This is a genomic window from Mesorhizobium sp. WSM4808, from assembly GCF_055811675.1.
This window is the reverse complement of the sequence record NZ_JBVVQX010000011.1, coordinates 71225-94657: the sequence shown is the minus strand read 5'-3', so window position 1 is coordinate 94657 and position 23433 is coordinate 71225. Positions and strand designations below refer to the sequence as shown.

The window sequence follows — 23433 nt, the reverse complement described above, 5'->3', positions numbered from 1 at the left end:
GCTGCCGAGGGCGGCTGATACCGCCGCCCTCGTTCGGCGCGACCCAAGGATGATAGTGATGATACTCAGGCTGGAAAACGTTTCGAAGTCCTTCGGCGCCCTGAAGGTTGCGGATTCCGTGACCGTCAGCGTGCCGCGCGGCGAAGCGCTGGGCATTATCGGCCCGAACGGCGCGGGAAAATCGACGCTCTTCAACCTGATCACCGGCAATCTGTTTGCCAATGAGGGGCGCATCGAATTGCTCGGCCGCGACGTGACCCGTGCTCCGGCGATGGAGCGGGTGCGCATGGGCGTTGGCCGCAGCTTCCAGATTCCGCAGCCTTTCGAGGGGCTGACCGTGTTCGAAAATCTCTTGACCGCTGCCGCTTTCGGCCGCGGCGGACGCGAGGCCGAGATGGTCGACGATTGCGCTGGTATCCTCGAGGAGACGGAGCTTCTCAGGAAGGCCAATTTCGTGGCCGGCTCGCTGAGCCTTCTCGACCGCAAGCGCCTCGAACTCGCCCGCGCCCTGGCGACAGGCCCTGAGCTTCTGCTTCTGGACGAGATCGCCGGCGGTCTGACGGAGGGCGAATGCAAGGCCCTGGTCGCGACGATCAAGGCGATCCACGCCAGGGGCACGACAATCATCTGGATCGAGCATGTGCTGCACGCCCTGAATTCGGTGGTAGAGCGGCTTCTCGTGCTGGATTTCGGGCGTGTGATCGGGATCGGTGCGCCTGATGAGATCATGGCCTCGAAGGCGGTTCGCGAAATCTATCTGGGGCTCGAGGTCTGATGCTGGAAACGCGTGGCCTCACCGCGAATTACGGCCAGTTCCGGGCGCTGTTCGGTGTGGATATCAGCGTGGCCGCGGGCGAATGCGTGGCGATTATCGGCGCCAATGGCGCCGGAAAATCCACGCTGATGCGCTCGATCACGGGCGTGATCGGCAACGAGCCCGGCATGGTGCTGCACAGGGGCGAGTCGATCGGCGCGCTGTCTTCGGCCCAGATCATGAAGTGCGGCATCGCCATGGTGCCGGAGGGGCGCCGACTGTTCCCTTCGCTCACCGTCGAGGAAAACCTGCTGGTCGGCGGGCAAGCGCGCAAGGTGCCGGGGCCGTGGAACCTCGACGCGGTCTATGATCTTTTTCCGATCCTGCGCGAGCGGCGCAAGAGCCCCGGCACAGCGCTCTCGGGCGGCCAGCAGCAGATGGTGGCGATCGGCCGGGCGCTGATGTCGAACCCCGAATTGCTGCTCTGCGACGAGATCAGCCTCGGCCTCGCGCCCGTCGTCATCCGCGACATCTATGCAGCCCTTCCCAGGATCCGCGAAGGCGGCGCCGCGATCGTGCTGGTGGAGCAGGATATCGGCAAGGCGCTGGCGGTCGCCGACCGTGTCTACTGCATGATGGAGGGCCGCGTCACGCTGGCCGCCAGGGCGGCCGAGGTCAAGCGCGAAGACATCCATTCTGCCTATTTCGGAGTGGCGGCATGATCCGGAAACCGAGGCTCCGTCATCTGCTCGCGCAGCGCTCTTGTGGCCTGATCGAGGTGGCGCGGCGATGATCTGGCTGGACACCCTCGTGCAGGGGATTCTGCTGGGCGGGCTCTATGCCCTGTTTGCAGCGGGATTGAGCCTCGTCTTCGGCATCATGCGGCTGGTGAATCTCGCCCATGGCGACCTCATCATTCTTGCCGCCTATCTGGTTTTGATGGGCGTCACGCTGCTCGGCCTGTCGCCCTGGATCGCTGCCCTGGTCGCCATGCCGGCGATGTTCGCGCTCGGCTGGCTGCTGCAGACCGTCGTGCTGAACCGCGTGCTGGGCAAGGACATCCTGCCGCCGCTTTTGGTCACCTTCGGCCTGTCGGTCGCCCTGCAGAACGGCCTGCTCGAGGCCTTCTCCGCCGACAGCCGCCGCATTCCGGTGGGCGCGTTGGAAGGGGCATCGCTCGATCTCGGGCTGGTCACGGTGGGGATCATGCCGCTGATGACCTTTGCCTCGGCGATCGTGATGATCATTGCCCTGAACGGGCTCTTTTACCACACCGCGCTCGGCCGTGCCTTCCGCGCCACCTCGGACGACGCCGTGACGGCGGGGCTGATGGGGATAGAGCCGAAGCGGATTTTCGCGATCGCCACCGGGATCGCCATGGTCGTGGTGACGCTGGCGGCCCTCTATCTCGGCATGCGGGCAAACTTCGATCCTTCGATCGGGCCGGCGCGGCTGATCTATGCCTTCGAGGCGGTGATCATCGGCGGCCTCGGCAGCCTATGGGGAACGCTCGCGGGCGGGATCATCATCGGCGTGGCGCAGACGTTTGGTGCCGCGCTCAATCCGGAATGGCAGATCCTGGCCGGCCACATCGCCTTCCTGGCCGTGATGCTGCTCAAACCGCGCGGGCTTTTTCCGCGCGCAGTGGATTGAGGGGCGGCATGTATCGACTGACAACCCGCACCCGCGCCGGAACCGTAACCGCGATCACGGTGCCGATCGTCATCGTCGCCGCGCTCGCGCTGCCTGCCGTGGCCTCGCGGGGCGTTATACAGGATCTGTTCTTCATCCTCACCATGCTGACGCTGGCGCAGATATGGAACCTTCTAGCGGGCTATGGCGGCCTGGTCTCGGTGGGTCAGCAGGCCTTCGTCGGCATCGGCGCCTACGCGATGTTCGCCGGCGTGATCCTGCTTGGCTGGAATCCGGTCCTGGCGATCCCACTGGGGGGGCTTGCGGCGCTGGTGCTGGCGGTTCCGACGGCCTTCTTCGCATTCCGTTTGCAGGGCGCCTATTTCGCCGTCGGCACCTGGGTGATCGCTGAAGTGACGCGCCTGCTGGTCGCGCAGTGGAAGGCGCTCGGCGGCGGCACCGGCACTTCGCTGCCGCGCGAGGCGACGAGCAGTATTCTGGGCACCGATGCGATCAGGGCGCTGTTCGGCGTCCGCGAGGCCGCGGCACGCGATGTCCTGGCCTACTGGCTGGCTTTGGCGCTGGTCGTGGCTGTGACCGGCGGCATCTATTGGCTGCTGCGCAATCGCCTCGGGCTGGCGCTGGCGGCGGTGCGCGACAATGTCGACGCGGCGCAATCGGTCGGCGTCGATACTGGTCGGCTCAGATGGGCGGTCTTTCTGATCGCCGCGGCCGCCACCGGGCTGACCGGCGCGCTGATCTTTCTGCAGACGGCCCGCATCTCGCCGGGAGCGGCCTTTGCCGTCACCGACTGGACCGCCAACGTCATCTTCATAGTCGTCATCGGCGGCATCGGCACCATCGAGGGGCCGATCCTCGGTGTGCTGGTCTTCTTTGCGCTGCGCTCGGCGCTGGCCGACTACGGCAGCTGGTACTTGATGACGCTCGGCCTCATCGCCGTCGTCGTAATGCTTTTTGCACCAAAGGGGCTGTGGGGCCTGATCGCGTCCCGCAAGGGCCTGCACCTGTTTCCGGTTCGCCGCAGGCTGACCGGTCCGAAGATCGAGGGAGGAATTTGATGGCGGATATCGAAACCGACGTGCTGATCGTCGGCACTGGCCCGGCCGGCTCGGCCACCGCCGCGCTGCTGTCCAGCTATGGCGTCGCCAACATGATCGTCAATCGCTATCGCTGGTTGTCGAACACGCCGCGTGCCCACATCACCAACCAGCGCACCATGGAAGTGCTGCGCGACCTTGGGCCGGAGGTAGAGGCCGAGGCCATAATGCACGCCTCCCCGCAGGAGCTGATGGGCGAGAACGTGTTCTGCGAAAGCCTGGCCGGCGAGGAGATCGGCCGCATGAAGAGCTGGGGCGTCCATCCGCTCTCCAAGGCCGAACATCTCCTGTCGTCTCCCTGCTTCATGAACGATCTGCCGCAGACCTTCATGGAGCCGATCCTGTTCAAGTCGGCTTGCGCCCGCGGCACGCAGGCCCGCATGAGCACGGAATATGTCTGCCATGTCCAGGATGCGGACGGCGTGACGACGACCTGCCACGATCGGCTGTCGGGCAAGGATTTCACCGTGCGGTCGAAGTTCCTCGTCGGCGCCGACGGCGGCAACTCGCTGGTGGCCGAGCATCTGGGCCTGCCGCTCGAGGGCAAGATGGGCGTCGGCGGCTCGATGAACATCCTGTTCAGGGCCGATCTCTCGAAGTATGTCGCCCACCGGCCGAGCGTCCTCTACTGGGTCATGCAGCCCGGCGCCGACGTCGGCGGCATCGGCATGGGTCTCGTGCGCATGGTGCGGCCGTGGGACGAATGGCTGATCGTCTGGGGCTACGACATCAACCAGCCGCCGCCTGAAGTGACGCCGGAACTGGCCACCAGCGTCGCGCGTCAACTGGTCGGAGATCCCGCGCTCGAGATCGAGCTCCTGGGCGCCAACACTTGGACCGTGAACAACTGCTTCGCCACGCACATGCAGAAGGGGCGGGTGTTCATTATGGGCGATGCCGCGCACCGGCATCCGCCCTCGAACGGGCTCGGCTCGAACACATCGATCCAGGACGGGTTCAACCTCGCCTGGAAGCTTGCCAAGGTCGTCAAGGGGCAGGCGGGGGTCGGGCTTCTGGACAGCTTCTCGGCCGAGCGCGCACCGATCGCGCGCCAGATCGTGACACGGGCGAACCAGTCCATCGCCGAATTCGGACCGATCTTCGAGGCGCTCGGCATGGACGGCGGCGTGGATCACGACAAGATCCACAGGAACATGGAGGCTCGCGCCGATGCGACGCCCGTCGCCGAAGCGCAGCGCGAGGCGCTCCGCAAGGCCATCGCCTTCAAGAAATACGAGTTCGACGCCCATGGCGTCGAGATGAACCAGCGCTATGCCTCCGGCGCGGTGGTGACCGACGGCCAGCGCGAGCCGCCTTTCGAGAAGGATCGCGAGCTGCATTATGCGCCGACAACGTGGCCCGGTGCGCGCTTGCCGCATGTCTGGGTCTTCGAGCGCTCCGGCAGGAAAGTCTCGACGCTCGATCTTTGCGGGCATGGCGAGTTCACGCTGTTGACCGGCATTGGCGGCGAGGCGTGGGTCGCAGCGGCGGAGACGGTGGGCGCGGAACTCGGTCTGCCGATCCGCAGCCATGTGATCGGCCCGCGTCGCGCGATCGAGGATCATACCGGCGACTGGGCCGGCGCGCGGGAGATCCGCGACAACGGCTGCCTGATCGTTCGTCCCGACCATCATGTTGCCTGGCGTTCCGAAACGCTGGCGGCCGATCCGGCGGCCGAACTGCGCCGGGTCTTCAAATCCGTTCTGGCGCGCTGAGGAGGATCGCATGATCGACGAACACGAATCCGGCTATTTCACCGAAGCGAACTCGGCCGAGGTCGTGGTGGCGCGGAACAGGAACGCCAAGGACGAGCGACTCAAAGAGGTGATGGAGGTCATCACCCGCAAGCTGCACGAGGCGGTGAAGGAGATCGAGCCGACACAGGAGGAATGGTTCGGCGCGATCATGTTCCTGACGCGGACAGGCCAGATCTGCAACGAGTGGCGGCAGGAATACATCCTGCTGTCGGATGTTCTCGGTGTCTCGATGCTGGTCGATGCGATCAACAACCGCAAGCCGTCGGGCGCCTCGGAATCGACGGTGCTGGGACCCTTCCACGTCGCCGATGCGCCCGAACTGCCGATGGGCTCGAACATCTGCCTCGACCAGAAGGGCGAGCCCATGTTCGTGCATGGCCGCATCCTCGATACCGAGGGCAAGCCGATCGCAGGCGCCAAGATCGACGTCTGGCAGGCCAATGACGAGGGCTTCTACGACGTGCAGCAGAAGGGCATCCAACCCGACTTCAACCTGCGCGGCGTCTTCCGCACCGGCGCGGACGGGCGCTACTGGTTCCGCGGCGTGAAGCCCAAATACTACCCGATCCCGGACGACGGCCCGGTCGGCAAGCTGCTGGGCGCGCTGGGGCGTCACCCAAATCGTCCGGCGCATCTCCACTACATCGTCGAGGCCGCGGGCTTCGAAGCGCTGACCACGCACATCTTCGACCCGGACGACCCGTACATCGATTCAGATGCCGTCTTCGGCGTGAAGAAGAGCCTGCTCGCCGAATTCCGCAAGGTCGAGGACGCCGAAGCTGCCGCCAGGGTCGAGGTTGCGGCCCCGTTCTACGACGTGGAGTTCGATTTCGTGCTGTCGCACAAGGGAGGAAACTGATGGCCGCACTTGAGAAGATGTTCGATGTCAGAGGCAAGTCGGTGATCGTCACCGGGGGCGCCAGCGGCATCGGGCAGGCCTATGCCGAGATCATGGCCGAGCACGGAGCGAAGGTCTGTATCTTCGACCTGAACCCTGCCGGGCTTGACGCGACCGTGGCCGCGATCAGGGCGGTGGGTGGCGATGTCTGGGGCCAGGTTGTCAATGTCGGCGACCGCGCGGCCATGGCCGCAGCCTTCGACAAGGTCGCCGGGAAGGCAGGCTCGATCGATGTCGTGTTCGCCAATGCCGGGATCGATGCCGGGCCGGGCTTCAACACCCCGACGGGCGAAAGGAACCCCGAGGGCGCCATCGAGAACCTGCCCGACGAGCACTGGGACAAGGTGATCGAGATCAACCTGACCTCGGTCTACACCACGATCAAGCATGCCGTCCGGCATATGAAGCCGAATGGCGGCGGCCAGATCATCGTCACGTCGTCCATTGCATCGCTGATCAACGAGAGCATCGTGGGCACGCCCTACATGCCCGCCAAGGCCGCGGTGAACCATCTCGTTCGCCACATGGCGATGGAGCTTGGCGACTACAACATCCGCATCAATGCCATCCTGCCCGGACCGTTCATCACCAACATCGCCGGCGGCCGGCTGCGCAATCCGGCGGACCGCAAGGCCTTCGAGGCCCAGTCGCTGCTCGGTCGGATCGGCGACCCGGAAGAGATCAAGGGCCTGGCGCTTTATCTGGCGTCGCCGGCCGCGTCTTACGTCACGGGCTCGCTGATCGTAATCGATGGCGGCTCACTGCTGAGGATGACCTGAAGCCGCTTTGAACTGAGACCGGTCCCGTGGGCCGGAGAAACTTAACCCAGGGAGGAACCGACGATGAGCTACTACAACAGACTGGTGAAATCGGGCTTGCGGCCCAGCCGCCGAAGCGTCCTGAAGGGGATTGGAGCCGGCCTTGCCGCCAGCACGCTTGGCATGCCGGCCTATGTGCGCGCCGCGACGGCGGGAAAGATCAAGCTCGGCTATCTCAGCCCGACGACCGGACCGCTCGCCCTGTTTGGTGAAACGGATGGCTACACCTTGCAGAAGATCCGCGCCCTGCTCGGCGGCCAGCTGCAATGCGCCGACGGCAATACTTACGAAATCGAGATTCTTGACCGCGACAGCCAGTCCAATCCGAACAAGGCATCGGAAATCGCCGGCAATCTGATCCTGAACGACGAGGTGCATCTGCTCGTGCCGGCCTCGACCACCGACACGATCCTGCCCGCGGCCGAGCAGGCCGAGCTTTATGAAACGCCCTGCATTTCCTCGGGCGCTCCCTGGCAAGCGGTGATCATGCCGCGCGGCGGCGGCAAGCAGACTTTCGACTGGACCTATCATTTCTTCTGGGGCCTCGACGAGGCGTTGAACACCTTCGTCGGGCTCTGGAACCATCTGGAGACCAACAAGAAGGTCGGGATGCTGTTCCCCCAGAACATCGACGGCGAGACCTGGGGCAACGACGAATATGGCTTGCCAGCGCCGACCCGCAAGGCCGGCTACGAGGTCGTGGTGCCCGGCTATTTCCAGCCCCGCACCAATGATTTTTCCGCACAGATAGCCGAGTTCAAGAAGCAGGGCTGCGAGATCATCGGCGGCATTACCTATCCCGACGATCTGAAGACCTTCGTCACCCAGTGCAACCAGCAGGGCTTCAAGCCGAAGGCGGTCACGGTGGCGGCGGCGCTCTTGTTCCCGGGTGGCGTCGAGGCCATGGGTCCTCTAGGCAACGGCATGTCCTCGGAGGTCTGGTGGACCCCGGCCTTCCCGTTCAAGTCGTCGCTGACCGGCCAGGTCAGCAGCGACATCGCCAGCGAATGGGAAGCCGATACGAAGCGCCAGTGGACGCAGCCGCTGGGCTATTCGCATGCCTTGCTCGAGGTCGCCCTCGACATACTGAAGCGCTCTTCCAATCCGCTCGACCGTGCGGCCAATCGTGACGCTCTGGTCGCTACCGATCTGCAGACGCTGGTCGGTCATATCAAGTTCGACGGCTCGCCCCACAAGAACATCTGCAAGACGCCGATCTTCGGCGGCCAGTGGGTGAAGGGCGAGAAATGGCCTTATGACCTGAAGATCGTCGACAACACTGTCAATCAGCTCTTCGCGCCGCAGCAGGCTATCCAGCCGATCGCCTGGTGACATGAGCGGGAACGCGGGCAGAGTTATGAGTAGGGAAATCCTGCTGAAAGCGCACGGCGTGTCGAAGTCCTTCGGCGCTGTCCGCGTCCTGCATGACGTGACTTTCGACGTGCATCGGGGCGAGGTGCTTGGCATCCTCGGCCCGAACGGGGCGGGCAAAACGACGCTGTTCAACATGATCAGCGGCGATTTGAAGACGTCCGGCGGCGAGATCCAGCTCGGCGACACCGCGCTTCGCGGCGAGCCGCCCTTCCGGCGCTGCCAGATGGGCATCGGGCGGACCTATCAGATCCCGCGTCCCTATTCCGGCATGACCACCTTCGAAAACCTGCTGGTCGCCGCCGCTTTCGGCGACGGCCGGTCGGAGAAGAAAAGCTATGCCTTCTGCGCCCAGGTCCTGCGCGATTGCGAGCTCTCCGACAAGGCCAATGTCTCGGCCGGCGCGCTCACTCTGCTCGATCGCAAGCGGCTGGAGCTGGCGCGCGCGCTGGCGTCGGATCCGAAGCTGCTGCTTCTGGACGAGATCGCGGGCGGCCTGACCGACGATGAATCGAAGGCGCTGGTGGCGCTGGTGCGCCGCATACGCGACCGCGGCATCACCATTGTGTGGATCGAGCATGTGCTGCACGCGCTGCTGGCGGTGGCCGACCGGCTGTTGGTGCTGAACTTCGGCGAGAAGATCGCTGAAGGCGTGCCAGCCGAAGTGATTGCGCTGCCCGAGGTCCAGCGCGTCTACATGGGGATCGAGGCATGACGGCCGTTCTTTCCACCCACGGCCTGTTGGCCCGCTATGGCGATTTCCAGGCGCTCTACGGCGTCGACATCGAGCTGCACCAGGGTGAGGCCGTGGCCTTGATCGGCGCTAACGGGGCAGGAAAATCCACACTCCTGCGTTCGATCATGGGCCTGCTCCCGGTCCGGCGCGAGATGGTGCTGCTGCACGGCGAGGCCGTTGGCGGCACCACCACGGACCGCATGGTGCAGAAGGGTGTCGCCATCGTGCCGGAGGGCCGTCGGCTCTTCACCGGCATGTCGGTCGAGGACAATCTGCGCGTCGCCATCGACCAGGCCGCGCGCATGGGCGCCAAGGGCGGATGGACGCTGCCGCGGTTGCACCTGCTGTTCCCGATCCTAAAGGAGAAGGCCCGCACGCAGGTCCAGAGCCTCTCGGGCGGGCAGCAACAGATGGTGGCGATCGGCCGCGCACTGCTCTGCCAACCTCGCGTGCTGCTCTGCGACGAGATCAGCCTTGGTCTTGCGCCGAAGGTGATCCGCGAGATCTATGCCGCCTTGCCCGAAATCCGCGCCACCGGAACGGCGATGATCGTGGTCGAACAGGATGTAGGCCTCGCCCGAACCGCCACGGACCGCCTCTACTGCATGCTGGAGGGGCGCGTGACCCTGACCGGCAGGTCCGCCGAGATCACGCGTGAGCAGATCGGCAAAGCCTATTTTGGAGCAGGCCATGGAGTGGTTTGACGCCTTGGTGCAGGGAGTCCTGCTGGGCGGCATGTATGCCCAGTATGCGCTCGGCATGGCGCTGATGTTCGGCGTCATGCGGATCGTCAACATCAGCCATGGCGATCTGGTGATCCTTTTGTCGCTGATAGGCATTTCGATAGCCACGGCCTGGGGTCTGGGACCGCTGCCTGTGCTGATCTTACTGGTGCCGCTCGCGGTGCTGATGGGCTGGGTGCTGCAGAAGGCCGTGCTGAACCGCGTGGTGGGCAGCGATCCGCTGCCCTCGCTGATCGCCACCTTCGGACTTTCGATCGCGCTGCAGAACCTGATGCTGCAGATATGGTCCGCGAACAGCCGATCGTTGCCCGGCCATGGAATAGAGAGTCAATCCATCGAGATCGGCGGTATCTATGTCGGCCTCCTGCCGCTGATCGTGCTGGCCGTCGCCACGGGGTTGACAGGAGGCCTCGACCTGACGCTGAAGCGCACGCGCTTTGGCCGGGCGCTCCGCGCCGCGTCGGCCGATGTCGAGGCAGCGGCGATGACCGGCATCAATCCGCGCGCCGTCTATGCTATGGCGACAGCGGCAGCGGTCGGCATCCTCGGCTTTGCAGCCGTCTTCCAGGCGTTGCGGTCGACCGTCGCGCCGGCCGACGGACCTGCCCAGCTGATCTACGCCTTCGAAGCGGTGATCATCGGCGGCATGGGGACGGTATGGGGCGCCTTCGCTGGCTCGATGGTCCTCGGCATCTCGCAGGCCATCGGCTTCCGCATTGATCCGGGCTTCGGCGTGCTCGCCGGACATATCGTCTTCCTGATCGTGCTGGCGACCCGCCCGCAGGGCCTGTTCGGAAAGGCATTGTCATGAGTGCGATCCCCTATGTGGCAACCGAGGTGCCTGAGGTCCTGGTCCAGCGCCAGACCCGGTCCGGTCGCATCGCGATGACGCTGGCTGTGCTGGCGCTGATCGGTGTCGCCGCCATGCCATGGTGGGCCTCGACCGGCACGATCCGGTCGATTCTGGTGCTGTGCTGCTACATCGCCGTCGCTCAGATGTGGAACCTGCTCGCCGGCTATGCCGGCCTCGTCTCGGTGGGTCAGCATGCCTTCATGGGAGCGGCCGGCTATGCGCTCTTCGTGTTGGCCCAGACTTACGGCATCAATCCGTTTGTGGCGGTCTTCCTTTCGCTGCTGGTGCCGGCCGCGCTGGCCGTGCCGATCTACCTGCTGCTGCATCGCCTGGATGGCCCCTATTTTTCGATCGGCACATGGGTGGTGGCCGAGGTCTTCCGGCTGACCGCCTCGAACCTGCCGCTCGTCAATTCCGGCGCGGGCATGTCGCTTCGCGTGATGAAGGACTATTCGGCCTTCGAGCGGAATGTCGCCATGTCGCTGCTCTGCGCGGGGATGCTGCTCGTCACGCTGGGCGGCAGCTACTGGCTGCTTCGCTCGCGCTTCGGCCTTGCGCTGATCGCCATGCGCGACAATCCGGTCGCGGCCGCAAGCCAGGGCGTGAATGTCGTCAAGCTGCGCTTCCTGATCTACGTCGCGTCGGCGGTCGGCTGCGGTCTTGCCGGGGCGATCTATTTCATGGCGCAGCTCCGCATCACCCCGGGTTCGGCCTTCGATCCGATGTGGGCCAACGTCGCGATCTTCATCGTCATGGTCGGCGGAATCGGCTCCATCGAGGGCGTTCTGATCGGATCCCTGATTTTCTTCATCGCGGACCGCTGGTTCGGCGAATACGGCGCGACTTATTTCGTTGTCCTCGGCCTGATGACGCTTCTGGTCGCGCTCTACGCCCGGACGGGCATCTGGGGCCTGATCTCGAAACGGTGGGATGCACCATGGTTCCCGATCCGACGCAAGCTCGTCGACCCGAACCGCTGACGAGGAGGATTCATGAAAGCCGCCATCTTCGATAGGGTCGGCGTCCCGCTGCGGATCGGCACGGTGCCGGACCCGACGCCGGCACCGGGCGAGGTCGTCTTGCGTGTCGCCGCCTGCGGCATCTGCGGCAGCGATCTGCATATCACCGAGGACCCCGTGCCTTTCGGCATCGAGGCAGGCTTCGTGCTCGGCCATGAATTCTCTGGGGACATCGTCGCGGTCGGATCGGAGGCAACAGGCCTTCGGATCGGTGACCGTGTCGCCGTCGCGCCTATGCGCGGTTGCGGACACTGCGAAGCCTGCGAGCGCGGCGATCCGGCGCGCTGTCGCGAGATGGAGCTGATCGGCGGCGGCTATGCGCAATACGCGACCGTGGCCGCACGCCAGTGTCATATCCTGCCCGGCGATGTGGCGCTCGAGGATGGTGCGTTGGCCGAGCCACTGTCGGTCGCTCTGCATTGCATCGTCCGCTCGGGCATGAAGCCGGGGGATCGGGTCGGCATCCTGGGCGCTGGGCCGATCGGACTGCTCGTCGCCTTCTGGGCGCGGCGGATGGGGGCGTCGCGTGTCGTGGTGGCCGACATCCACGGCCATCAGCGCGAGCGTGCGCTTGCTCTCGGCGCGACCGGCTTCGCGCTTTCGGGCGAAAAGCTGACCGAAAACCTCGCCGATCTCTGTGGCGGAGCGCCAGACATTGTCTTCGAATGCGTCGGCAAGCGCGGCCTCATCGGCGCGGCGGTCGAAGCGGTGCGGCTGCAGGGCACGGTGGTTGGCGTCGGCTTGTGTATCGGCGGCGACGAATGGGATCCGTTCATTGCGCTGACCAAGGAAGTGAACCTGCTGTTCTCGGTCTTCTTCCATCAGCGCAACGAATTCGGCGTCGCCCTCGATGCGCTGCGCGGCGGACCTTTCGCACCGCAAGCTCTGGTCACCGACCGGATCGATCTCTCGCCAGTTCCGCAGATATTCGAGAGCCTTCGCCGCCGCACCACGCAATGCAAAGTGCTGATTCAGCCGGACCTTGTTTGAGGCCGCACCTGTTTGAGGAGAGTGAAAATGGCCGTTCAATTCGAAACGCTCGAATACGATATCGGCGGCACGGAAACGGTGGTGAAGGCCATCGGTAGAGGCAAGCCCGTGCTGTTCCTGCACGGCGCCTCGACGCTTGAAGGCTTCGGCTTCGCGGAGGGCCTCGCCGACCGCTTCCGCGTGCTCTGCCCGAGCCATCCGGGCTTCGGCTTTTCTGGCCCGGCGCCGCATGTCGCTGCGATGTCCGACCTGGTTCTGCACTACCTGAACCTGCTCGATGTTCTGAACCTGCCGGAGAAGCCTCATCTCATCGGCTTTTCCATGGGCGGCTGGATGGCGACCGAGCTCGCCGGCCTTGCGCGCGAGCGTTTCGACAAGGTGGTGCTGATCGCTCCCGCCGGGCTCAACGACCCCGCGCATCCGGCCACCGATCTGGGCGCGGTCGCGCCGCAGGAGCTGCCGGCCTATCTGGCGCATGACGTCTCGGTGGCGCTGCGCTATTTCCCGGACGGCTCAGACCCCGCCTTTGCCGAGGCCTTCGGCGCCGACCGCGTCCGCGAAGGCGACACGCTCGGCCGGCTGCTGGCGCCGTTCGGCATGGGCCATCCGAACCTGCGGCGCTTTCTGGCGCGTATCGCCAATCCGACGCTGGTCGTCTGGGGCACCAGGGACCGTCTGCTGCCGGCTGGCCAGGCGCCGCTCTTCGTCGAAGCCCTGCCCGACGCACGCCTGATCCTGGTCGAGGATGCCGGCCATTTCGTCATGCAGGAGAAACCCGAAACACTCAGGAAGATCGGCGATTTCCTCGCCGGCTGACCGCATTGAAAAGGAGGAGAAGACAATGAACAAACCCATCAAGCACGGCTCGTGGGGGACGACCACCGACTATCGCGACTTGCTCAGCAAGATCACGGAGATCGGGCCGGCCCTGGAAGCCAACACCACCGCCGATGAGGAGAATGGCGAACTGACTGCGGCCACGTTCGAGCTGCTGAAGCCGCTGCGCATGTCGCATATCTTCGCCGCGGAGAGCCTCGGCGGTGCGCAGCTGCGACCCACCCAGGGTCTCGAACTGCTGGCGGCGATCACCTGGCACTCTGGGGCGGCTGGTTGGGTTTCCATGGTGCATTGCTGCATCGGTGCGATGTCGGCAGCCTTTCTGCCGGACAGCGCGGTCGAGCGGTTGTTCGCGCCGGGCACCGAAAACCGGTTCTCGGGGCAGGGCGCGCCGCTCGGTATGCTGAAGAAAGTCGATGGCGGCTACCGGCTGAATGGCAAGTGGAGCTATGGCAGCGGCTTCAGCCACGCCACCTACAGCCACAGTGCCGCCTTCGTCGACGACGGCACCGGCAAGCCCGCCAAGGACGAGAAGGGCAACTTGATCATCATGTGCGCCCATGCCCCGATCTCTCAGCACAAGCAGCTCGGCAATTGGGACGTTCTGGGCCTCGGCGGCACCGGCAGCATCGACTATGCGGCCGAGGACGTCTTCATCGCCGACGATCTCGTTTTCCCGATCCTGACCGCACCGCCGCTGCGTCAGAAGGAGTTCTTCAGTCTCGGTGTCGTCGGCCTCGCCGCAATCGGGCATACCGGTTGGGCTCTCGGCACTGGGCGGCGGATGCTGGACGAGATCGCCAAGTTCGCCCGCACGAAGTCAGGCCGCGCTGGGCTGATCGGCGAGAGCGAGAAGTTCTGGCACGACTATGGCCGCGCCGAAGCTCGATATCGCGCTGCCCGCGCCTTTGTCTTCGAAGTCTGGCGCGACATCGAGGCGACGGTCGAGGCCGGCAACAGCGTATCGACGCGACAGATCAGCCTTGTCCATCTGGCCAAATCCGAGATTCACGAGGTTGGCGTGGATATCTGCAATTTCGCCTACCGCGCCGGCGGCGGCGCGTCGCTGCGCGCCGGCGTGATCCAGCGCACCTTCCGCGAGATGATGGTGGCTGCCAATCATTTCACGATCGCGCCGTCGATCGTCACCTCGGCTGGTCGCGACATCGGCGGCCTGTGGAGCGATCGCACCTGGCAGTTCTACGACCTGATCGAGAAGAAGTAGTCGCAAGGGCCGGACGGCGGACGCCGTCCGGCCCCTATTTCACGCTGCAGAAGAGAGATGTCGATGAGCTTCCCGCATCCGATGACCAACGCCTTCCGCGAAGCCTTTCGCCACCATCCGGCCGGTGTTGCCGTGATCACGGCCGATCCCGGCGACAGGCCGGTGGCGATGACCGTATCCTCGCTGATCTCGGTAAGTGCCGCGCCGCCGGTCGTCGCCTTCTCGCTCTCGATGAAATCGACTTCGTCCGAGCCCTTGCTGCGGGCCGAGACCATGGTGATCCACCTGCTGCGCTTCACTGATATCGACCTGGCGCAGCTCTGCGCGTCCAGCGGCGCGGAACGTTTCCCGCCGGGAGGCGCCTGGGCGCGGCTGCCCACCGGCGAACCGCGCTATACCGGCGTTTCGACCTGGTTCCGCGCCCGTCGGCTCGGCGTTCTGCCGATTGAGGGCGCGACGCTTGTCGCGGCCGAACTCCTTGACGGCGAGGTGCTGCCGGACGAGGTCCCTCCGGAGGCGCATTCGCTGGTTTATCTCGACCGTCGCTGGCATCGCCTGCACAAGGAACTGGACGGGGTGGCTGAGCTTCTTGAGTCGTCGCGTTTTCTTTGAACGGCGCCGAAGCGGCGCTGGTTATCAGGTCGTTGCGCACGGAACTCGGAAAGCCAGTCGAAGCGCGTTCGGCGTCAATCGTGCCGTGCTCTCTGGCTGCCAGCGCGGGGTTGAGGGCTATCCGGCCAGTTGGCACTAGCCGGAATTTCGTCCGCATCGGATGCGGTACGAGGGGAAGGCAATTTCGTCGCAGATGACGTCAGACATTTCCGCAAATATCTCACGTATTGACGTTAACTTAACATTCTATTATGGTCTATTTACCGTGTCGGATGCGTCGCTTTTGTATCACTGCTGCTCGTTGATCGTCGTCATGCCTGTCATCCCTATCCCAACCTGCAGGATTGCCTTGCAGCGCCCTTCACCAGTTGCTGAAAGCGGCGGCGCCCATGCCCAGTCTGCTCGGAATCGATAACGGTCTCACGGTCACCAAGGCGGTGATCTTCGATGCCGATGGCACGCAGTTGTCGGTGGCGCGTCGGCGCGTCCCGCAGTCGATGCCCCATGCCCGCTGGGTGGAGCGCGACATGGCCGGCCTCTGGCAAGCGACCGCCGACGCGATCAAGGAGGCGATCGCGCTGTCCGGCCGCCCGGCAGGCGACATCAGGGCGGTGGCGGCGACCGCGCATGGCGACGGTCTTTATCTGCTCGACAAGGATCGTCGGCCGCTAGGCCCCGGAATCCTGTCGCTCGACAGCCGCGCCGGCGAGATTGTCGAACGATGGTCGGCGGATAGGGTCTTCGAAGACGCCTTGGCGCGCACGGGCCAGGCGCCGCACGTGTCGGCGCCGTCGGCGCTGCTGGCCTGGATCAGGAAGAACGAACCCGACCGCTATGGGCGCATCGGGCATATACTGGCCTGCAAGGACTGGCTGCGCTTTTGCCTGACCGGCACGATCGGCACCGACCGTACCGAGGCCAGCACCTCATTCACGGATTTCCGCACGCAGGATTACGCGCTGGAAGCGATGCGCATCTTCGAACTGGACGATCTTTTCGACGCGCTGCCGCCGATGGCGCATTCGGCCGAGATCGCCGGCCACGTTACCGCCGAGGCCGCCGACATGACCGGCCTTGCCAAAGGGACACCGGTCGCGAGCGGCCTGCATGACGTAACTGCCTCCGCACTTGGCATGGGCGGCCATGAGGAGGGCGTGCTTGCCATTGTCGCCGGGACCTATTCCATCAACGAAGTGGTCTCTTCGCAACCGCGCGTCGATCCGCGTTGGCTCTGTCGCAACGCCATCGACGCCGGCCGCTGGAACAACATGGCGATCTCGCCGGCCTCGACCGCGAACTACGATTGGTTTCTCGACACGTTCTGCCGCTCGGAACAGGAGAGGGCATCGGTCGGTGGTGGCTCGATCCACGAGGTTTTGGCGGCAGAGATCGACGAGGCGCTTAAAAAGCGGTCGACCATCCTGTTTCATCCTTATCTGTTCGGCTCCCCCTTTGGCGATGTCGCCAGCGGCAGCTTTGTCGGCCTTCATGGCTGGCACAATCGCGGCGATATGCTCAAGGCGGTTCTGGAGGGCATTGCTTTCAATCATCGTACCCATGTCGAAGCCTTGCGCGACGGCTTTGCCATCAGCGAAATCCGCCTGACGGGCGGCGGCTCGCGCAATCCGGCCTTCGTCCAGATGTTTGCCGATGTGCTGAACGCCCCGGTCACCGTCACCTCGACCGACGAGGCTGCGGCGTTTGGCGCTGCGCTTTGCGCTGGTGCGGCGGTTGGCATCTTCGCGACGCCGCAAGAAGGCGCCCGGCAGGTCGGCATGACGGCGCGCCAATACGAGCCAGTGCTGGCCTCGAGTGCTGTGTTCAACGAGCGCTTTTCCCTCTATGGCCGCATAGCCGGTGCGCTCGTGCCGCATTGGCCCGACATCGAGAAGCTGGCGCGGCCAGACACCGAGGGGACCGCATGATCAAGGCCGACGAACGACGCGAAGAGATCGCCGACTATGTGATCAAGCTCGGCCAGGTACGCATCGACGATCTGGTCGAGCATTTCGGCGTATCGCGCATGACCATCCACCGGCACATCGACCGGCTGGCGCAGCAGGGCGTGTTGCGCAAGCTGCACGGTGCGGTCACGGTTCAGCCTTCCGGTCTCTACGAAAGCGCCTTCCGCTACCGGGTGACGGTCAACCGGGCCGAAAAGGATGCGCTGGCGCGGACAGCACTCGATTATATCGAAGCTGGCCAGGTGGTGATGCTGGACGATTCGTCAACGGCAAATGCGGTCGCTACGCTCCTGCTCGACGTCAAGCCGCTGACCGTCATCACCAACTCAGTGGCGACGGCTGCACTGCTGACCCATGTCGACGAACTCGACTTCATCTGTCTCGGCGGCCAGTACCACAACACCTACAACGCCTATATCGGCATCGTCTGCGAGAACGCGGTGGCGCAGCTGCGCGCCAATGTGCTGATCTGTTCGGCTTCGGCCATCACCGGAACCACCGCCTTCATCCAGGATCCCAATGTCGTGCGGGTCAAGCAGGCGATGATGGCCGCATCGGTCAAGCGTATCCTTCTGATCGACCATGCCAAGTTCGACAGGATCGCGCTGCATGTCTTCGATGATCTGACCAGCTTCGATGTCGTGCTGGCGACCGAAGGCCTGGGCGATGCGCGGGCGCAAGCCCTCGAACGGGCCGGCGTGAAGCTGCGCATCGTCAAGACGAAAGCGCCATGAGCTCGAGCGAAGCAATACGTACGGAAAATCCAGCCGGGCGTCTGGCCGCTATGGCCGGAGCCGGGGAGGTCGACGTCGTCATTCTTGGCGCCGGCATCAACGGGGCAGGGCTGTTTCGCGATCTGTGCGCGCAAGGCGTCAGCTGCCTGATCGTCGACAAGGCGGATTTCGGCTCCGGCACGAGTGCTGCGCCATCGCGGCTCATTCATGGCGGTCTGAAATATCTCGAAACCGGCGAGTTCAGGCTGGTGGCGCAGTCGACGCTCGAACGCAATTTGCTTTTGAAAAACGCGCCGCACTATGTCAGCCCGCTGCCAACGGTCATCCCGATCTTCTCCTGGAGCAAGGGCATGCTGGCTGCGCTGCGGACGCTGTTCGGCTCGACCAGCGCGCCGCGCAGCCGTGGCGCCGTCCTGATCAAGATCGGCCTGATGATCTATGATTTCTATGGCTCGCGAAACCAGGTCATGCCGCGTCACCGCATGGTCGGGCGGCGCCAGGCGCTCAGTGAGATGCCGGCGCTCGCCCCCTCGATCGTCGCCACCGGCACCTATTACGACGCCAAGATAAGCCACCCCGAGAGGCTCGTGCTCGAACTGATCCTCGATGGGCTGCAGGCAAACGAGGCCTCGGCCAGCGCGAACTACACGGCGCTGGCGAAGTCCGCCGATGGCGTGCTGACGTTCCAGCCGGAAAACGGCGCGGCCTTTTCGGTGCGGCCGAAGCTGGTGGTCAATGCCGCCGGTCCATGGATCGACGATGTCAACGATTCGCTAGGCGCGCCGTCGAAGATGATCGGCGGCACCAAGGGCTCGCACATCCTGTTGAAGCACGACGAGCTGGTCAAAAGCCTGGCCGGACGCATGCTCTATTTCGAGGCCGATGACGGCCGCATCTGCCTTGTCTACGACTATCTCGGCCTGGCGCTGGTCGGCTCCACCGACATCAAGGCCGACAACCCCGACGCGGTGCGCTGCGAACCTGACGAAGTCGAGTACCTGCTCGACAGCGTACGGACGCTGCTGCCGGGGATGGCGTTCGAGCGCGACCAGATCGTCTATGCCTATAGCGGCATCCGGCCGCTGCCGGCCTCGGATGCATCGGTGCCCGGCTTGATCAGCCGTGACCACTCGGCGCCCGTCGCCGAGCCGGATCGGAACAGACCATTCGCAGTCATCTCGCTGATCGGCGGCAAGTGGACGACCTTTCGCGGCTTCGCCGAGGAAGTCGCCGACACCGTGCTCGGCCGCCTGCAGCGCAGCCGCAAGGTGACGACGCAGACCATGCCGATCGGCGGCGGCAGGGATTTCCCGGCTGATGCTGCAGCGCGAGCAAGTTGGCTGGCTCTGGCTCACTCGGAGACGGGCGCTGGAGAACGGCGTCTCGAGGCGCTGCTGTCGCGATATGGCACCAGAGCCACGCAGATCGCCACACATGAGCCGGATGATGAGGGCCGACTGCCGGATTCAGAAAGCTACAGCCGATCGGAAATTGACTACATCGTCCGCACCGAGTTCGTCGAACATCTGGCCGATATCGTCATGCGCCGCAGCACCCTGGCGATATCAGGGTCACTGACGGGCCGGGATCTGCAGGAGATTGCGACGATTGCCGGACGGGCGCTGGGCTGGAGCGCCGGGCGCCTCGCAGAGGAAGTCGAGGCCGCCGCCCTGGAACTCGAGGACCGGAACCTGATGCGGCTGGGCTGATCATTCCGTCGCCGATGCTCTTTCCCAAGGCAATCCGGTCGGTTTGCCTAAGGATGCGTCGCATCCCCAATCGCTCAACTCACAGGTGGATTGGGATTTTGCCGATGTCAGATATTATTATGGAGAAACAGCTAGTTAGAAAATAATTAGATAGCCGATGGCTGTGAAATTCTACTGGCTCAGGCACGAAATAACACAGATTGACGTTAAATTAACATAGCCGTATGATCGAGTAACATGCTCACCTGCTAATGGGTCGATGTTGCCCGCCGAAATGCCGGCAGACCGGCGTTTCGGGAAGGGCGAGACCTGTGAATTCCCCATATGTGCATGCGCCAAATCCGGCGAGGGATTGACAGCGATGCAGAGATGTGAAAATTTTTGCACACAAAGATAATAATATCATCTCAGGGAGGAGATGTCTTGAAATCCGGCGGAGCCGCTAACCGCGATCATGAGTCCAGCCTCGCCACCCGCGCGGCCTGGCTTCACTATGCCGGGGGTCTGACGCAGGCCCAGGTGGCCAAGCGGCTCGGCCTGACCAGCCTCAAGGCGCATCGGCTCATCACCCGGGCCACCCAGGATGGCCTTGTCAGGGTGATCATCGACGGCGATGTCGGCGAATGCATCGACCTCGAGCAGCAGCTGATCAATGCTTACGGGCTCGATTACTGCGAGGTCGTTCCCGATCTCGATCAGGACGAGCTGCCGCTGAAGGCGCTTGGCATCGCCGGCGCTCAGTTTCTGAAGCGGGAGATCGATCGCGGCGAGGACATGCTGATCGGCGTCGGCCATGGCCGTACCCTTGCCGCAAGCGTCGAGTATCTGACGCGCACCGCCGCTGCCCATATCCGTTTCGTCTCGCTGCTTGGCGGCGTGACGCGCAAATTCGCGGCCAACCCGCACGATGTCATGCATCGGCTAGCCGAGCGGACCGGCGCGCAGGCTTATGTGATGCCGGTGCCTTTCGTCGCCAACACCGCCGAGGACCGTGAAGTGCTGCTTGGTCAGCGCGGCATTAGCGATGTCTTCGACCTCGCAAGCCGGTCCGACCTGATGTTCGTCGGCATAGGGACCGCCGAGCGGGAAGCTTCGTTGGTCGCTACCGGCATGATCGAACATTCCGAAATCGATGAGGTGAAACGCGATGGCGGCGTCGGCGAGCTGCTCGCCCACTTCTTCGACGACAAGGGGCGCCCGGTGGAAACGGCGCTGTCGGACAGAATTCTCGCGCTTCCGCGGGACCAGTTGAAGGGCCGCCGGATCGTCGCCGTCGCCGGCGGCAAGATCAAAGTGCGTGCCATCAAAGCGGTGCTCGAAAGCCGCTATCTGAGCGGCCTGATCACCGACGAGTCCACCGCTCGTGCCCTTGTCGAACAGAACAAACCCAATGGCGCGAAGCGCCATGTGAACGGAGGATCGTCAAATGCGTGACAAGCGCGGATCAGCCTTGCTGGCGGTTGCGTCATGAGCGCGAAAGCCGCCACCGCATCGACCAGGCCGGCTTCGCCCGCCCTGCGTCGGGCACTTGCCGGCGCCGCGGTTGTCGTCCTGCTCGGCGCCATGGCGCTCGACACCAAGGTGGTCAGGATCGGCTCTGCCGGCGATGTCCGCAGCGCCGTGTTTTCCGCCGCTGACTACGGCAAGTCGGAGTTTCCCAAGGTGCAGGCCGATGTCGAGGCACGCGCCGCCGACGCGGTGACGGTGGCTGCTGCTATCGCCAAGGACAGGGCGACGGCGGAAAAGGAATATGGCGTGCCGGCGGGCGTCGGACCGGTCATCTCGGTCAAGTTCACCGGTGTCGTCGGCGAAGGAAAATCCGGCATCTACAAGGTCGCCGTCGAAGGCGTGCCGGACACGCTGATGATCCGGGTGCAAACGGGACCGGCGATCAACGGCACCGAGCTTCGCGACGCCACCGGCAAGATCACATTCGGCCAGTTCACCAACCAGATCGAATACCAGGACGCCGGTTCGGCGCTGAACAACGAGATGAAGAAGGAAGTCCTGGCCAAGGTCGACACCAGCACCTTGACCGGCAAGACCGTATCGGTGGTCGGCGCATTCAAGCTGGTCAACCCGAAGAGCTGGCTGGTCACTCCGGTGAGGCTGGAGGTCAAATGAGCGCGGCTGCAGACACCGGACCCGCGACCGGCGACGCCGTGCTTTCGGCGCGCAACATCGTCATGTCGTATGGCGGCGTTCATGCGCTCAAGGGCGTCAATTTCGACATCCATCGCGGCAAGGTCACGACGCTGTTCGGCGAGAACGGCGCCGGCAAGTCGACGCTGATGAAGATCCTGTCCGGCGTCGTCACGCCGACATCCGGCGACATCGTGCTCGACGGCAATCTCGTCAGCTTTTCCTCATCCTCGGACGCGCGCGATCGCGGCATCTCGATCATCCACCAGGAACTCAGCCTGGCGCCGAACCTCAGCGTTCGCGACAACATCTTCATGGGCCGCGAACTGCGCACCAGAACCGGCCTCGACTTCGCCGAAGAATCGCGCCAGGCGCGCGCGCTGATGGCCGATCTCGAAGAGGACATCGACCCGATGACTCTCGTCGAGGATCTGCGCCTGGGTCAACAGCAGATCGTCGAGATCGCGCGGGCGCTGTCGGTCGATTCACGCATCCTCATCATGGACGAGCCGACCTCCGCGCTCAGTGCAACCGAGGTCGAGGTGCTGTTCAAGGTGATCCGCGATCTGACCAGCCGCGGCGTCTCCATCGTCTACATTTCACATCACCTCGAAGAGGCGCTGCAGATCACCGACTACGCCGTTGTCCTGCGCGACGGCGCCATAACGGCGACGGCCGAGGCCAGGGACATCGACCTCGAGTGGATCGTGCGCAACATGGTCGGCGAGAATTTCGATCTCGGCTCGCCGCCGACCGGTCATGCGTTCGGCGAGGTCGCCCTTTCGATCGAGGACGTCAGCGTCGTTGACACTTCGGGCTCGGGCTATTCCGTCGTCGATCACCTGTCGCTGGACGTCAGGGCCGGCGAGATCGTCTGCATCTATGGGCTAATGGGCGCCGGGCGCACGGAATTGCTGGAGGCCGTCGCCGGACGAGTGCCGATGGCGGGCGGTCGCGCGCTTCTGGAAGGCGAGGACGTCTCGGGGTTGAGCATTGCCCAGCGCATCTCCAGAGGGCTTGTGCTGGTCCCCGAGGACCGCCAGCGCGACGGGCTGGTGCAAACGATGACCGTCGGCCGCAATCTCTCGCTTGCCAGCATCGAGGCGTTCGCCAAGGGGCTGTTTCTGTCCCGTTCCAGGGAGCGAGAGCTGGTCGAAGACTCGATCCGCAAGGTGACTGTCAAGACCGCAGGTGGCAACGCCATGATCGGATCGCTGTCGGGTGGCAATCAGCAGAAGGTCGTCATCGGCAAGATGCTGACGACCAACCCCAAGGTCATCCTCCTCGACGAGCCGAGCCGCGGCATCGATGTTGGCGCCAAGGCCGAGGTCTTCCGCTTGTTGAGCGAACGCGCCGCTCAAGGGCTTGCGGTAATCTTCTCGACCTCTGAGGTCAACGAATGCCTCAGCATTGCCCACCGCATCGTCGTCATGCGGCGTGGCAGGATTTCAGCTGAATTCGGCGCCAACGCCACCAAAGAGCAGATCATGGCCGCCTCCGGCGAAGCCGTGGTCGCCTGAT

Annotated in this window: 22 protein-coding genes; all 22 read left to right on the top strand. The window is 64.3% G+C overall.

Features of this window, described 5'->3' with window-relative positions; genetic code table 11:
• Nucleotides 1-58 precede the first annotated feature (58 nt).
• Entirely contained in the window at nucleotides 59-775 is a 717-nt protein-coding gene (locus AC0L2U_RS20565; RefSeq protein ID WP_127266437.1) for an ABC transporter ATP-binding protein, read from the top strand.
• Complete coding sequence (locus AC0L2U_RS20560) at nucleotides 775-1476, top strand: ABC transporter ATP-binding protein (protein WP_473602570.1); 702 nt, start codon at nucleotides 775-777, stop codon at nucleotides 1474-1476. Before AC0L2U_RS20565 ends, AC0L2U_RS20560 begins: the two co-directional genes overlap by 1 nt.
• 67 nt (nucleotides 1477-1543) lie before the next feature.
• Nucleotides 1544-2407: a branched-chain amino acid ABC transporter permease gene (locus tag AC0L2U_RS20555; RefSeq protein WP_352581658.1), complete on the top strand. Its 864-nt coding sequence runs from the start codon at nucleotides 1544-1546 to the stop codon at nucleotides 2405-2407.
• A gap of 8 nt (nucleotides 2408-2415) precedes the next feature.
• Nucleotides 2416-3465 carry a branched-chain amino acid ABC transporter permease gene (locus tag AC0L2U_RS20550; protein ID WP_128363643.1) on the top strand — a complete coding sequence of 350 codons (1050 nt, stop codon included), beginning with the start codon at nucleotides 2416-2418 and terminating at the stop codon, nucleotides 3463-3465.
• Nucleotides 3465-5219 (top strand): FAD-dependent oxidoreductase, encoded by a 1755-nt coding sequence (locus AC0L2U_RS20545; RefSeq protein WP_473602568.1) that lies wholly within the window; start codon nucleotides 3465-3467, stop codon nucleotides 5217-5219. The genes AC0L2U_RS20550 and AC0L2U_RS20545 overlap by 1 nt, the downstream gene beginning before the upstream one ends.
• A gap of 10 nt (nucleotides 5220-5229) precedes the next feature.
• Nucleotides 5230-6120, top strand: coding sequence for an intradiol ring-cleavage dioxygenase (locus AC0L2U_RS20540; protein ID WP_473602567.1), 891 nt, complete (start codon nucleotides 5230-5232; stop codon nucleotides 6118-6120).
• The gene (locus AC0L2U_RS20535; RefSeq protein WP_473602565.1) at nucleotides 6120-6938 is read left to right on the top strand and encodes an SDR family NAD(P)-dependent oxidoreductase; all 819 of its coding nucleotides are present in this window, start codon (nucleotides 6120-6122) and stop codon (nucleotides 6936-6938) included. The genes AC0L2U_RS20540 and AC0L2U_RS20535 overlap by 1 nt, the downstream gene beginning before the upstream one ends.
• A gap of 63 nt (nucleotides 6939-7001) precedes the next feature.
• A complete protein-coding gene (locus tag AC0L2U_RS20530; RefSeq protein WP_127396230.1) occupies nucleotides 7002-8309 on the top strand; it encodes an ABC transporter substrate-binding protein in 1308 nt (435 codons plus the stop codon).
• 25 nt (nucleotides 8310-8334) lie between these two features.
• Nucleotides 8335-9063, top strand: coding sequence for an ABC transporter ATP-binding protein (locus AC0L2U_RS20525; RefSeq protein WP_473602564.1), 729 nt, complete (start codon nucleotides 8335-8337; stop codon nucleotides 9061-9063).
• A complete protein-coding gene (locus tag AC0L2U_RS20520; protein WP_128287378.1) occupies nucleotides 9060-9788 on the top strand; it encodes an ABC transporter ATP-binding protein in 729 nt (242 codons plus the stop codon). Before AC0L2U_RS20525 ends, AC0L2U_RS20520 begins: the two co-directional genes overlap by 4 nt.
• The gene (locus tag AC0L2U_RS20515) at nucleotides 9775-10638 is read left to right on the top strand and encodes a branched-chain amino acid ABC transporter permease (protein ID WP_127266427.1); all 864 of its coding nucleotides are present in this window, start codon (nucleotides 9775-9777) and stop codon (nucleotides 10636-10638) included. The genes AC0L2U_RS20520 and AC0L2U_RS20515 overlap by 14 nt, the downstream gene beginning before the upstream one ends.
• Complete coding sequence (locus AC0L2U_RS20510) at nucleotides 10635-11660, top strand: branched-chain amino acid ABC transporter permease (RefSeq protein WP_127266426.1); 1026 nt, start codon at nucleotides 10635-10637, stop codon at nucleotides 11658-11660. Before AC0L2U_RS20515 ends, AC0L2U_RS20510 begins: the two co-directional genes overlap by 4 nt.
• A gap of 12 nt (nucleotides 11661-11672) precedes the next feature.
• Complete coding sequence (locus AC0L2U_RS20505) at nucleotides 11673-12689, top strand: zinc-dependent alcohol dehydrogenase (RefSeq protein WP_473602562.1); 1017 nt, start codon at nucleotides 11673-11675, stop codon at nucleotides 12687-12689.
• Between the two features lie 27 nt (nucleotides 12690-12716).
• Nucleotides 12717-13505 (top strand): alpha/beta fold hydrolase, encoded by a 789-nt coding sequence (locus AC0L2U_RS20500; RefSeq protein WP_128287376.1) that lies wholly within the window; start codon nucleotides 12717-12719, stop codon nucleotides 13503-13505.
• Between the two features lie 25 nt (nucleotides 13506-13530).
• Nucleotides 13531-14751, top strand: a complete 1221-nt coding sequence (locus tag AC0L2U_RS20495; protein ID WP_128287375.1) for an acyl-CoA dehydrogenase family protein — start codon at nucleotides 13531-13533, stop codon at nucleotides 14749-14751.
• Between the two features lie 63 nt (nucleotides 14752-14814).
• Nucleotides 14815-15363: a flavin reductase family protein gene (locus AC0L2U_RS20490; protein ID WP_127319879.1), complete on the top strand. Its 549-nt coding sequence runs from the start codon at nucleotides 14815-14817 to the stop codon at nucleotides 15361-15363.
• 389 nt (nucleotides 15364-15752) lie between these two features.
• On the top strand, nucleotides 15753-17288 hold the full coding sequence (locus AC0L2U_RS20485; protein ID WP_128287374.1) for an FGGY-family carbohydrate kinase: 1536 nt from the start codon (nucleotides 15753-15755) through the stop codon (nucleotides 17286-17288).
• Nucleotides 17285-18061 carry a DeoR/GlpR family DNA-binding transcription regulator gene (locus AC0L2U_RS20480; RefSeq protein WP_127269804.1) on the top strand — a complete coding sequence of 259 codons (777 nt, stop codon included), beginning with the start codon at nucleotides 17285-17287 and terminating at the stop codon, nucleotides 18059-18061. The genes AC0L2U_RS20485 and AC0L2U_RS20480 overlap by 4 nt, the downstream gene beginning before the upstream one ends.
• Complete coding sequence (locus AC0L2U_RS20475) at nucleotides 18058-19770, top strand: glycerol-3-phosphate dehydrogenase/oxidase (RefSeq protein WP_127269802.1); 1713 nt, start codon at nucleotides 18058-18060, stop codon at nucleotides 19768-19770. Before AC0L2U_RS20480 ends, AC0L2U_RS20475 begins: the two co-directional genes overlap by 4 nt.
• A gap of 423 nt (nucleotides 19771-20193) precedes the next feature.
• Nucleotides 20194-21204 (top strand): sugar-binding transcriptional regulator, encoded by a 1011-nt coding sequence (locus AC0L2U_RS20470; RefSeq protein WP_128287373.1) that lies wholly within the window; start codon nucleotides 20194-20196, stop codon nucleotides 21202-21204.
• 33 nt (nucleotides 21205-21237) lie between these two features.
• Nucleotides 21238-21894, top strand: coding sequence for a DUF2291 domain-containing protein (locus tag AC0L2U_RS20465; RefSeq protein WP_127269798.1), 657 nt, complete (start codon nucleotides 21238-21240; stop codon nucleotides 21892-21894).
• Entirely contained in the window at nucleotides 21891-23432 is a 1542-nt protein-coding gene (locus AC0L2U_RS20460; RefSeq protein WP_128287372.1) for a sugar ABC transporter ATP-binding protein, read from the top strand. The genes AC0L2U_RS20465 and AC0L2U_RS20460 overlap by 4 nt, the downstream gene beginning before the upstream one ends.
• The last annotated feature ends 1 nt before the right edge of the window (nucleotide 23433 follow it).